This is a genomic window from Promicromonospora sp. NPDC057488, assembly GCF_042802395.1.
Classification (GTDB): Bacteria; Actinomycetota; Actinomycetes; order Actinomycetales; family Cellulomonadaceae; genus Promicromonospora.
In genome coordinates this window covers 1-11,715 of sequence record NZ_JBHVEG010000189.1, presented here as the reverse complement: position 1 = coordinate 11,715, position 11,715 = coordinate 1, and the positions used below count along the sequence as shown (strand labels likewise).

The window sequence follows — 11,715 nt, the reverse complement described above, 5'->3', positions numbered from 1 at the left end:
CCCCCGAAGGGGCGACGGGCCGTCGGGGATCAGCTCAGGTCAGTTGCCCGTGAGCTTCTCGCGAAGCGCGGCGAGCGCCTCGTCCGAAGCCAGCGTGCCACCGGCCTCCTCGACCGGAGCCGAGGAGTAGCTGGTGCTGCCGCCGCCACCGGCCGGAGCGGCCGGGGCCTCGGACGACGCCTCGGTGTCCGCGGTGAGCGCCTCGGCGACCTGCTTGCGGTGCGCGGTCCAGCGCTCGTGCGCCTTGGCGTACTCCGCCTCCCACGACTCGCGCTGGGTCTCGAAGCCCTCGAGCCACTCGTTGGTCTCCGGGTCGAAGCCCTCCGGGTACTTGTAGTTCCCGGCCTCGTCGTACTCGGCGGCCATGCCGTACAGCGCGGGGTCGAAGTCCTCGGACTCCGGGTCCACGCCCTCGTTGGCCTGCTTGAGCGACAGCGAGATGCGGCGACGCTCCAGGTCGATGTCGATGACCTTGACGAACACCTCGGCACCGACGGTGACGACCTGCTCCGGCAGCTCGACGTGGCGCACGGCCAGCTCCGAGATGTGGACCAGGCCCTCGATGCCGTCCTCGACGCGGACGAACGCACCGAACGGAACCAGCTTGGTGACCTTACCCGGCACGACCTGACCGATGGCGTGCGTGCGGGCGAAGGTCTGCCACGGGTCCTCCTGCGTCGCCTTCAGCGACAGGGAGACACGCTCGCGGTCGAAGTCGACGTCGAGCACCTCGACGGTGACCTCCTGGCCCACCTCGACGACCTCGGACGGGTGGTCGATGTGCTTCCAGGACAGCTCGGAGACGTGCACCAGACCGTCGACGCCGCCGAGGTCCACGAACGCACCGAAGTTGACGATCGAGGAAACGACACCGGGGCGCACCTGGCCCTTCTGCAGGGTCTGCAGGAAGGTGGAGCGAACCTCGGACTGCGTCTGCTCGAGCCAGGCACGGCGCGACAGCACGACGTTGTTCCGGTTCTTGTCGAGCTCGATGATCTTGGCCTCGATCTCCTTGCCGACGTACGGCTGGAGGTCGCGGACGCGACGCATCTCCACGAGGGAGGCGGGGAGGAAGCCGCGCAGGCCGATGTCGAGGATGAGGCCACCCTTGACGACCTCGATGACGGTGCCGGTGACGACGCCGTCCTCTTCCTTGATCTTCTCGATCGTGCCCCAGGCGCGCTCGTACTGTGCGCGCTTCTTGGACAGGATCAGACGGCCTTCCTTGTCCTCCTTCTGGAGAACAAGTGCCTCGACGGCGTCGCCGACGGCGACAACCTCGCCAGGGTCGACGTCGTGCTTGATCGAGAGCTCCCGGGACGGGATCACACCCTCGGTCTTGTAGCCGATGTCGAGAAGGACCTCGTCACGGTCCACCTTGACGATCGTGCCTTCGACGATGTCACCATCGTTGAAGTACTTGATGGTGGCGTCGATGGCAGCAAGGAAGTCCTCCTCGGTGCCGATGTCGTTGACGGCAACCTGGGGTGCGGACTTCGCAGGGGTGGAGATGGTCATTGAGTTCGATGCTCCGATGCGGACATGGCGTAGTACGGACAGGGTCTGTTGAGCTCTGCTTGTGCGGTGCTCGTGAGGTGCCGGTAGGTCGCCGGAAGGCGCACGGCACCGCCAGTTATCCTAGTGGCGCGGCAGCGCGCTGGTCAACGCGAGCCAGGGTGGCGCGGGCCGCACGGCCCGGCCACCCCGACCCGTCGGCCGGCTCGGGAACCGGCCCTCAGAGGGCGAGCTCCAGGTCCTTGCCCGGGATCGCGTCGAGCAGGGTCCGCGTGTAGTCGGTGGCCGGCGAGTCGAAGACCGTGTCGACGGTCCCCTCCTCGACCACGCGACCCTGCTGCATCACCAGCACGCGGTCCGCGATCTGCCGCACGACGGCGAGGTCGTGCGTGATGAACAGGTAGGTCAGCCCCAGCTCGTCCTGCAGGCCGGCGAGCAGCTGCAGGATCTGCGCCTGGACCACGACGTCGAGCGCTGAGACCGCCTCGTCGCACACCACCAGCTCGGGCGACAGCGCCAGCGCGCGGGCGATCGCCACGCGCTGCCGCTGGCCGCCGGACAGCTCGGCCGGGAACCGCTGCAGCTGGCCCCTGCTCAGCGCCACCTGCTCGGCGAGCTCCTCGACGCGGGCGCGGCGGGCGGCCGCGTCCCCGTAGTCGTGCGCGCGCAGCGGCTCCTCGATCGCCCGGAACACCGAGTACAGCGGGTCCAGCGACGAGTACGGGTCCTGGAACACGGGCTGCACCCGGCGCCGGTAGGCGATCTGCTCCTTGTGCTTGCCGGCGCCGACCAGGCCGCCGTCGAACGTGATGGTGCCCGTCGTGGGCTTCTCGATGTCGAGGATCATCCGCGCCAGGGTGGACTTGCCCGAGCCCGACTCCCCCACCACGGCCACGGTGGAGCCGCGCGGGATGTCGAGGCTCACGCCGTCCACGGCGGTGAAGTCCTTGCTGCGGGACAGCAGGCCGCTGCCACGGATGGTGAACACCTTGCTCACGTCCTTGACCTGGACGAGCGCGTCGGAGTCGGCCACCGTGCCGGCGGCCGCCTCCTCGCCCGGGGCCAGGAGGGCGTCGTCGAGCACGTCCTCGAGACCGCGCTCGCGCGCGATCTCGATGCGCCGCGAGGCGAGCGACGGGGCCGCCGCCATGAGGCGCTTGGTGTAGTCGTGCTTCGGCGTGGTCAGGACCTGGCGGGCCGGGCCCTGCTCCACGATCTCGCCGTGGTACATGACCACGACGATGTCGGCCCGCTCGGCCGCGAGACCGAGGTCGTGCGTGATGAGCAGCACCGCGGTGCCGAGCTCCTGCGTGAGCCCCGCGAGCTGGTCCAGGATGCCCCGCTGCACGGTGACGTCGAGGGCCGACGTCGGCTCGTCGGCGACCAGCAGGGCCGGCCGGCCGGCGAGGCCCATCGCGATGAGCGCGCGCTGGCGCATGCCGCCCGAGAACTCGTGCGGGTACTGGCCGGCGCGGCGCGCGGCGTCGGGCAGGCCGACCTCGTCGAGCAGCTCGACCGTGCGCGTGCGCGCGTCCCGGCGCGAGCGCAGGCCGTTGTCGATCAGGCCCTCGTCGATCTGCTGCCCGATCCGCATGATCGGGTCGAGGTTGGTCATCGGGTCCTGCGGCACGAGGCCCAGCTCGGTGCCGCGCAGCTGCGCCATGCGCTGCGCGGACACGTGGCCCAGGTCCTCGTCCTTGAACCAGATGTGCCCCTCGGCCACGGAACCGTTGCTGGCCAGCAGGCCGAGCACCGCCATCGCGAGGGTGGTCTTGCCGGAGCCCGACTCCCCCACGATCGCGACGGTCTGGCCGCGCCGGACGGTCAGGTTCGCGTTCGAGACGGCGCGCGCGGGGCCGTTCTCGGTCCGGAAGTCGACGGCCAGGTTCTCGACCCGCAGCACGACGTCCTCGGCCGGGGCGTCCGCCTGGGCGTCCACGGGGGCGTCGGCCGGCGAGTCGACCGGAGCGTCCACCGGGGCGTCCACCGGAACGCCCGGCGTCTTGTTGTCAGCGATCTCGGTCATCGTCGGGTCCTGTTCCGGGGGTCGAGGGCCTCGCGCAGGCTCTCGCCCACGAGGGTGAAGCCGAGGGCCGTCACGGCGATGCAGATACCGGGCAGGATCGCCAGGCGCGGTGCGACCGCGAGCTCCTGCTGCGCGGCCGTGAGCATGCGCCCCCACTCCGCGGTGGACGGCTCGCCGCCGCCCAGGCCGAGGAAGGAGAGCGCGGCGGCCTCGATCACGGCGGTGGCCAGCGTCAGGGTCGCCTGCACGATGACGGGGCCGACGCTGTTGGGCAGCACGTGGCTCATCGTCACCGAGCGGCGGCTCAGGCCCAGCGCGGACGCCGCCAGCACGTAGTCCTGCCCGCGCTGCGCGAGCATCGAGCCACGTAGCAGCCGGGCGAAGATCGGGATCTGCACCACACCGATGGCGACGATCACCGACATCGACGACTGGCCCGCGATCGCGGCGATCGACACGGCCAGGAGCAGCGACGGCACGGACAGCATGAGGTCCACCAGGCGCATCGCGCCGAAGTCGACCCACTTGCCGAACCAGCCCGCGAGCAGGCCCAGCGCCATACCGCCGGCGAGGCCGAACAGCGTGGACAGCACGCCGACGAGCAGCGAGGCGCGCGCGCCCCAGATCAGCTTGCTGAGCACGTCGCCGCCGTAGCGGTCCAGGCCCAGGGAGTACTCGGCCGACGGCCCGGGGATCATCGTCGGGCGCACCTCGGCGCGGCCCGGCAGCTCGGTGGGCCCGTACGGCGCGAGCAGGGGCGCGAACAGCGCCACCAGCACGAAGATCGCGACGATGGCGAAGCCGGCGATGGCCACGGGGTTCTTGCGCAGCGTGCGCCAGGCACGCGCCCAGACGCCCTCGCCCGCGTGGTCGGCCCCGCCGGGGCCGTCACCGTGGATGGACCTGCGCAGCGGCTCGGCCGCCGCGCCGTCGGTCACTGGAAGCTCGTTGGCACTCACTGCTGCCTCCTCAGCCGGGGGTCGATCAGCCCGTACGACACGTCGACGAACAGGTTCACGAGGGCGTACACGATGGCGATCATCAGGACGAAGCCCTGCATGACGGGGTAGTCGGCGTTGAACACGGCCTCGGCGAGGAACGAGCCGATGCCGCTGAACGCGAAGACGGTCTCGGTGAGCACCGCGCCCGACAGCAGCAGGCCGACCTGCAGGCCGATGGTCGTGAGCACCGGGAGCATCGAGTTGCGCAGGATGTGCTCGCCGCGCAGGCGGGAGGCCCGGATGCCCTTGGCCCGGGCGGTGCGCACGTAGTCGGCGTTCTGCACCTCGGACACGGCGGCACGCGTCATGCGCGCCACGATCGCCAGGGGGATGGTGCCGAGCGCGATGCCCGGCAGGATCAGGTGCACCAGCGCGTCCCATGCGGCGTCCCACTCACCGGTGAGCAGTCCGTCCAGCACGTAGAAGTTCGTCGGGTGCGTCGCGATCATCGTCGGGTCCTGCCGGCCCGTGGACGGGAACCAGCCCAGCTCCACGGCGAAGACGTACTTGAGGATGAACGCGAGGAAGAACACCGGCACCGTCACGCCGATCAGCGAGACGACGACCGACGAGTGGTCGATGAACGAGCCCGCACGGCGCGCCGCGATGTAGCCCAGCGGGATGCCGATGCCGATCGCGATGATCAGGGCCACGATCGTCAGCTCGATCGTCGCCGGGAACCGGGTCAGGAACTCGTCGAGCACCGGGCGGCCGGTCCGCGTGGAGACGCCGAAGTCTCCCTGCAGCAGGCGGCCGAGGTACTTGAAGTACTGCACGTGGACGGGCTGGTCGAACCCGTAGAGCGTGTTGATGCGAGCGACGGCCTCTGGTGTGGCCCGCTCGCCCAGCAGGGCGGTCGCGGGGCCGCCGGGCAGCGCCCGGACCCACGCGAACAACAGCACCGACAGCCCTAGCAGCAGCGGTATCAGGAGCAGCAGCCGCTGCACGATGAGGCGGAGCATACGTATCCCTCGTGGGGTTCCTCGAAAGTCACGGACAGCGGTCGGGGCGCGGCAGGCGCCGCGCCCCGACCTGAGCAATTCACCCTAAGGCGTGATGCGCCCTAGGTATGTCATCCCGGTCACTTACTCCGTGAACGTGATGACGTTGTAGACCTCGTCCTGCACCGGCGAGACCGGGTAGCCCTGGACCTGCTCGGTGAACGCGAGCGACGGCACGGGGCTGGCCAGCGGCACGCCCGGCAGGAACTCCATCACGGCCTCGTTCGCGGCCTTGTACTGGGCCTCCTGCTGGTCGACCGGCGCGTAGCGGGCGTCGCCGAGAGCCTTGAACAGCGACTCGTCGTCGAAGCCCCACTCGGCCGACTCCGAGCCGAAGAAGGTACCGATGAAGTTGTAGGTGTCGTTGTAGTCACCCGTCCAGCCGAGCAGGTGCAGCCCGTGCTTGTCGCTGCCCTGGATGGTGTCGAGGTAGGTGGGGCTCCACGGCTCCGGCGTCGCCTTGACCGTGATGCCGACCTCCTCGAGATCGGCCGAGATGGCCTCGTAGATGGCCGCGGCGTCCGGCATGTACGGCCGGGAGACGTCGGTCGGGTAGTTGAACTCGAGCTCGAGGTTCTCCTGGCCCGCCTCCTTGAGGAGCTCCTTGGCCTTCTCCTGGTCGAACTCGTACGTGGCGACGTCGTCGCTGTAGCCCGACACGGTCGACGGGACGAACTGCGTGGCGACCTCGGTGCCCTCGGGCAGCGCGGCGGCGACCAGCGCCTCCTTGTCGATCGCGTGGGCGATCGCCTGACGCACCTTCGGGTCGTCGAACGGCTTCTGCTTCTGGTTCATGCCCAGGTACAGGATGTTGAACGGGTCGCGGTTCAGGACCTGGTAGCCACCGTCCTTGAGCGCGTCGACGTCGGCGGGCGCGACCAGGTCGTAGCCGTCGATGTCACCGGCCTCGAGCGCCTGGCGGCGCGCGGTGCCCTCGGCGATCACCGTGAAGACGATGTTCTTGACGTCGCCGAAGTCGCCCCAGTAGCCGTCGAAGGCCTTGAGGGTGACCGACTCGCCGGCCTTCCACTCGCCGAACTCGTACGGGCCGGTGCCGACCGGGTGGGCGGTGGCGTACTCGGACAGCTCGGGAGCGTCCTCGGCGCCGCCGACCTCGTCCGCCTTGAACTCCTCGAGCGCCGTCGGCGACTGCATGGAGAACGACGGCAGCGAGAGGGCCGGGACCAGCTCGGGCAGCGGGCTCTTCAGCTTGACGACCGCGGTCGCGGCGTCGGACGCCGCGCACGAGTCGTACTTGCCGTTCTCGCCCTGCCCACCGAACACGTGCGTGTAGTAGTAGGACAGCGACTCGGACGCGGCCAGGCCCGTCCAGTTGGCCCACCGGTCGAAGTTGAAGCACACGGCCTCGGCGTCGAAGTCGGTGTCGTCGTGGAACTTGACGCCTTCCTTGAGGTGGAAGGTGTACTCGAGACCGTCGTCGCTGATGTCCCAGCTCTCCGCCAGCAGCGGGGCGGGGTCGGCCGTGCCCGGCTCGACCCCGACGAGGCCCTCGAAGATCTGGCGCGCGACCCGGAACGACTCGCCGTCACTGGCGAACGCGGGGTCGAGCGAGCCCGGGTCGGCGGAGGCGGCGAACACGAACGTGTCCTTGCCGCTTCCCTCGCCGCTGCCCTCGGCGTCCCGCTCGCTGGCGACACAACCACTCAGCGCGACTGCGGCCGCGGTCACCAAGGTGACGCCGCCCGCGAGGCGCGTAGCGCGTCGACGCATGGCACTCTCCTTCCTCGGGCGCTCCAGCGCATCCGGGTTCGGACGCGACGGAGCGCAGACTTTGGGGCTGACCTTAGGAGCCCTTTCGTTGCTTCCGTATTTCGCTCCGGCACCTGCAATCCAATCGTGACCCTTTTGTTACCGCTGTGTATGTGGTAATTGGCCGGGGCTTCACCCGTGCGTGCGAGCCCGTCCGAGCGGGGATGATGGGGCCCGTGAGCACCGACGAGCCCGTGTCCTTCGGCTACCGCGACCTCCCGGACGACGCCGGCGTCGCCCGCGGCTGGTGGGACGCCAACGCGGCCGAGTACCTCGACGAGCACCGCGACTTCCTCGGCGACGCCGGGTTCCGCTGGGGCCCCGAGGGCCTGACCGAGGCGGAGGCCGGCCTGCTGGGCGACGTCGCCGGGCGCGACGTGCTGGAGATCGGCGCCGGGGCCGCGCACTGCTCGCGCTGGCTCGCGTCCCGCGGCGCGCGGGCGGTCGCGACCGACTTCTCGGCGGGGATGCTGGCGGGGGCGGCGCGCCTGGACGCCGCGACCGGCGTCGTCGTGCCGCGGGTGCAGGCCGACGCGCGGGCCCTGCCCTTCGCGGACCGCTCGTTCGACGTCGTCTTCACGTCGTTCGGCGCGCTGCCCTTCGTGCCCGACGCCGTGCGGGTGCACCGCGAGGCGGCCCGCGTGCTGCGGCCCGGCGGCCGCTGGGTGTTCTCCGTGACCCACCCGCTGCGGTGGGCGTTCCCCGACGACCCGACCCGGCACGGCCTGACGGCCAACCGGTCGTACTTCGACCGGCGCCCCTACGTCGAGGCCGACGCCGCCGGCCGGGTCGTGTACGCGGAGTACCACCGCACCGTCGGCGACCACGTGCGCGACGTCGTCGCCGCTGGCCTGCGGCTGACCGACCTGGTGGAACCGGAGTGGCCGGAGTGGAACGACCAGGTCTGGGGCGGCTGGGGCCCGGAGCGGGGGCGCTACCTCCCGGGCACGGCGGTCTTCGTCACGGAGTCCCCGAAGTAGAACCAGGGCGAGATAGAACCAGGGCGAAGTAGAACCGTGGCGAAGTAGAACCGTGGCGAGGCAGATCCGCTGCGGTTCTATCTCGCTCTGGTTCTATCTCGCCCTGGTTCTACTTCGCCCTGGTTCTACTTCGCGGTCAAGGTGGTCAGTGGCCGGCCTCGTGCCACGTCGCGCCCGTGCCCACCGAGACGTCCAGCGGGACGGTGAGCTCGTAGGCCGCGCCCATCTCGCTGCGCAGCACCTCCTCCGCCGCCTCCCGCTCGCCGGGCGAGACCTCGAGCACGAGCTCGTCGTGCACCTGGAGCAGCAGACGGGACGCGAGCTCGCGCTCGTCGAGCGCCTGCTGCACGCGGAGCATCGCGAGCTTGATGATGTCGGCGGCGCTGCCCTGGATGGGGGCGTTGAGCGCCATGCGCTCGGCCATCTGCCGGCGCTGCCGGTTGTCGCTCGTGAGGTCGGGCAGGTAGCGACGCCGGCCCAGGATCGTCGCGGTGTAGCCCGTGGCGCGCGCCTCCTCGACCACGCCCGACAGGTAGTCGCGCACGCCGCCGAACCGCTCGAAGTAGTCGTCCATCAGCGTCTGCGCCTCGCCCGTGGCGATGTTCAGCTGCTGCGACAGGCCGAAGGCGCTCAGGCCGTAGGCCAGGCCGTACGACATGGCCTTGATCTTGGAGCGCATCTCGGGCGTCACGTCGGCGGGCTCGACCTCGAACACGCGCGAACCCACGTACCGGTGCAGGTCCTCCCCCGAGTTGAACGCCGCGATCAGGCCCTCGTCGCCCGACAGGTGCGCCATGATCCGCATCTCGATCTGGCTGTAGTCGGCCGTCAGCAGGGACTCGTAGCCCTCGCCCACGCGGAACGCCCGGCGGATCTGCCGGCCCGCCTCCGTGCGGATCGGGATGTTCTGCAGGTTCGGGTCGGTCGAGCTCAGGCGGCCCGTGGCCGCGATGGTCTGCTGGAACGTCGTGTGGATGCGGCCGTCCGGAGCCACGGACTTGAGCAGGCCCTCCACCGTGACCCGCAGCCGGGACACGTCGCGGTGCGCGAGCAGGTGCGCCAGGAACGGGTGCTCCGTCTTGACGAACAGGTCCTGGAGGCTCGCCGCGTCCGTGGTGTACCCGGTCTTGATCTTCTTGGTCTTGGGCATGCCGAGCTGGTCGAACAGCACCTCCTGCAGCTGCTTGGGGCTGCCGAGGTTCACCTCGCGGTCGATCACCGCGTATGCGTCGGCGGCGGCGTCGGCCACCCCCTGGGCGAACTGCTTCTCCAGGCCGGTCAGGTACTCGGTGTCGGCGGCGATGCCGATGCGCTCCATGCGCGCGAGGACGCCGGAGAGCGGCAGCTCGACGTCGTCCAGCAGGTGCGTGGCGTCGCGGTCGGCGAGCTCGCCCTCCAGGGCCGTCGCCAGGTCGGCGACGCCCTGCGCGCGCACGGCCTCGGCCTGGCCCTCGGCGTCGCCCTCCAGCGACAGGTCCAGCGCGCCCTGCGCGCCCTCGGGCTCGGCCACCTTGAGCTCGCGGCCCAGGTGCCGCACCGCGAGGTCGCCCAGGTCGTAGCCGCGCTGGTCGGGGTAGCAGAGGTAGGCGGCCAGCTCCGTGTCGAAGACGACGCCGTCGAGCTCCAGGCCGCGCGTGGCGAGCATGTGCGCGGCCGCCTTGGCCCCGTGCAGCACCTTGGGCGCGTCGGCGTCGGCGAGCCAGGCCGCGAGCGCCTTCTCGTCGTCGGGCCCGAGCTGGGTGAGGTCGACGTAGGCGGCCTCGCCGCCGGGCTGCGCCACGGCGACGGCCCAGGCGTCGCCGCCCCCGCCGAGCGCGGTCTTGCCGGACACCTCGACGCCCACGCGCCCGGTGCGGGCGGCGAGCCACGCGCCGAGGGCGCCCGGGGCGACGTCGGCCAGGTCGAGCTCGACGGCGTCGCCGGCCGGGGTCTCCTCGTCGGCGACGCCCGCCGGGTCGACGGCGAGGAGCCGGTCGCGAAGCTGGCCGAACTGCAGGGTGTCGGACACGAGGTGCACGGCCTCGCGGTCGAAGCCCTCCAGGGCGAGGTCGGCCACGCCCAGGGGCAGCTCGACGTCGGTCAGCAGGGCGTTGAGCTCGCGGTTGACCCGCACCTGGTCGATGTGGGTGCGGAGGCTCTCGCCCGCCTTGCCCTTGACCTCGTCGGCGGCGTCGAGCAGGGCGGCGAGGCCGCCGTGCGCGGTGATCCACTTGGCCGCGGTCTTGGGCCCGACGCCGGGCACGCCCGGCAGGTTGTCGCTGGTCTCACCGACGAGCGCGGCGAGGTCCGGGTAGCGCTCGGGCGGCACGCCGTACTTGGCCTCGACCGCCTCGGGGTCCATCCGGGCCAGCTCGGAGACGCCCTTCTTGGGGTACAGGACGGTGACGTCGCCGTTGACGAGCTGCAGCGTGTCGCGGTCGCCGGAGCAGACCAGCACCTCCATGCCCGCGGCCTTGGCCTGCGTGGACAGGGTCGCAAGGATGTCGTCGGCCTCGATGCCGGCGAGCTCGATGAAGTTGATCCGGAGGGTGTCGAGCACCTCCTTGATCAGCGGCACCTGCCCCTTGAACGCGTCCGGTGTGGCGTCGCGCGTGCCCTTGTACTCGGGGAACCGCTCCGTGCGGAACGTGACCCGGCCGGCGTCGAACGCGACCGCCATGTGGGTGGGCTGCTCGTCGCGGAGCAGGTTCGTCAGCATCGACGTGAAGCCGTAGACGGCGTTGGTGATCTGTCCTGAGCTGGTGGCGAGGGTGTCGGGCAGCGCGTAGAAAGCCCGATAGGCCATGGAATGGCCGTCGATCAGCAGGAGACGGGGGCGGCCGGAGGACGGCGTACCCGGAGTACGACTTGGCGCGGTGGAGGTCACGCCTGACAACATAGCTCGCATGACTGACACGAGCGCTTCCGCGACGCCCTCCGGCCCTGGTTCCGGGGCGGCTTCCGGGGCCGAGATCGACTGGAAGGCCATGTACGCCGGCGCGGAGACCGCGGGCACGCTCTTCGAGCGCATGGAGATGGAGCTGCTGGAGCTCGCACCGGACCGGGCCGTGGGCCGTATCCCGGTGAAGGGCAACACCCAGCCCGCGGGGCTGCTGCACGGGGGCGCGTCGGTGGTGCTCGCCGAGACGCTCGGCTCGCTCGCGGCGCAGGCGCACGCCGGCCCGGGCAAGAAGACGGTCGGCATCGAGGTGAGCGCGACACACCACCGCGGGGCGCGCGAGGGCTACGTCACGGGCACGGCGACGGCGATCCACCTGGGCCGCTCGACGGCGTCCTACGAGATCGTGATCACCGACGAGGCCGGCAAGCGGGTCTGCACGGCACGCCTGACCTGCATGATCCTCGGCTGAGCCGGAGGTGGAGCGCAGGGTGGGGGCCGAGGAACGAGGCACCCGCCCGGAGCGGAGCCGCAGGCTCAGCCG

Annotated in this window: 8 protein-coding genes; 2 read left to right on the top strand and 6 right to left on the bottom strand. The window is 70.9% G+C overall.

Annotated elements, in window-relative coordinates:
• Window positions 1–39: 39 nt before the first annotated feature.
• From rpsA to ACFU5G_RS25690, 5 genes are all read right to left on the bottom strand, one after another.
• Entirely contained in the window at window positions 40–1,518 is a 1,479-nt protein-coding gene (rpsA, locus tag ACFU5G_RS25710) for a 30S ribosomal protein S1 (protein ID WP_182616821.1), read from the bottom strand.
• Between the two features lie 217 nt (window positions 1,519–1,735).
• On the bottom strand, window positions 1,736–3,541 hold the full coding sequence (locus ACFU5G_RS25705) for a dipeptide ABC transporter ATP-binding protein (protein WP_377251198.1): 1,806 nt from the start codon (window positions 3,539–3,541) through the stop codon (window positions 1,736–1,738).
• Window positions 3,538–4,440 carry an ABC transporter permease gene (locus tag ACFU5G_RS25700; protein WP_377251202.1) on the bottom strand — a complete coding sequence of 301 codons (903 nt, stop codon included), beginning with the start codon at window positions 4,438–4,440 and terminating at the stop codon, window positions 3,538–3,540. Before ACFU5G_RS25700 ends, ACFU5G_RS25705 begins: the two co-directional genes overlap by 4 nt.
• A gap of 56 nt (window positions 4,441–4,496) precedes the next feature.
• Entirely contained in the window at window positions 4,497–5,504 is a 1,008-nt protein-coding gene (locus ACFU5G_RS25695; RefSeq protein WP_020014757.1) for an ABC transporter permease, read from the bottom strand.
• Between the two features lie 123 nt (window positions 5,505–5,627).
• Window positions 5,628–7,274 carry an ABC transporter substrate-binding protein gene (locus ACFU5G_RS25690; RefSeq protein ID WP_377251196.1) on the bottom strand — a complete coding sequence of 549 codons (1,647 nt, stop codon included), beginning with the start codon at window positions 7,272–7,274 and terminating at the stop codon, window positions 5,628–5,630.
• Between the two features lie 206 nt (window positions 7,275–7,480).
• Between ACFU5G_RS25690 and ACFU5G_RS25685 the strand changes: the two genes are divergently transcribed.
• Window positions 7,481–8,293 carry a class I SAM-dependent methyltransferase gene (locus tag ACFU5G_RS25685; RefSeq protein ID WP_377251200.1) on the top strand — a complete coding sequence of 271 codons (813 nt, stop codon included), beginning with the start codon at window positions 7,481–7,483 and terminating at the stop codon, window positions 8,291–8,293.
• Between the two features lie 145 nt (window positions 8,294–8,438).
• On the opposite strand, the gene polA is transcribed toward ACFU5G_RS25685, so the two are convergent.
• The gene (gene polA / locus ACFU5G_RS25680; protein ID WP_377251194.1) at window positions 8,439–11,171 is read right to left on the bottom strand and encodes a DNA polymerase I; all 2,733 of its coding nucleotides are present in this window, start codon (window positions 11,169–11,171) and stop codon (window positions 8,439–8,441) included.
• Between the two features lie 88 nt (window positions 11,172–11,259).
• Between polA and ACFU5G_RS25675 the strand changes: the two genes are divergently transcribed.
• A complete protein-coding gene (locus ACFU5G_RS25675) occupies window positions 11,260–11,643 on the top strand; it encodes a PaaI family thioesterase (RefSeq protein ID WP_142042489.1) in 384 nt (127 codons plus the stop codon).
• Window positions 11,644–11,715 lie beyond the last annotated feature (72 nt).

What these genes read in the sequence shown, in the direction of transcription:
- ACFU5G_RS25705 (WP_377251198.1), bottom strand. Translation starts at nt 3,541, where the DNA reads ATGACCGAGATCGCTGACAACAAGACGCCGGGCGTTCCGGTGGACGCC.
- rpsA (WP_182616821.1), bottom strand. Translation starts at nt 1,518, where the DNA reads ATGACCATCTCCACCCCTGCGAAGTCCGCACCCCAGGTTGCCGTCAAC.
- polA (WP_377251194.1), bottom strand. Translation starts at nt 11,171, where the DNA reads ATGTTGTCAGGCGTGACCTCCACCGCGCCAAGTCGTACTCCGGGTACG.
- ACFU5G_RS25685 (WP_377251200.1), top strand. Translation starts at nt 7,481, where the DNA reads ATGGGGCCCGTGAGCACCGACGAGCCCGTGTCCTTCGGCTACCGCGAC.
- ACFU5G_RS25695 (WP_020014757.1), bottom strand. Translation starts at nt 5,504, where the DNA reads ATGCTCCGCCTCATCGTGCAGCGGCTGCTGCTCCTGATACCGCTGCTG.
- ACFU5G_RS25690 (WP_377251196.1), bottom strand. Translation starts at nt 7,274, where the DNA reads ATGCGTCGACGCGCTACGCGCCTCGCGGGCGGCGTCACCTTGGTGACC.
- ACFU5G_RS25675 (WP_142042489.1), top strand. Translation starts at nt 11,260, where the DNA reads ATGTACGCCGGCGCGGAGACCGCGGGCACGCTCTTCGAGCGCATGGAG.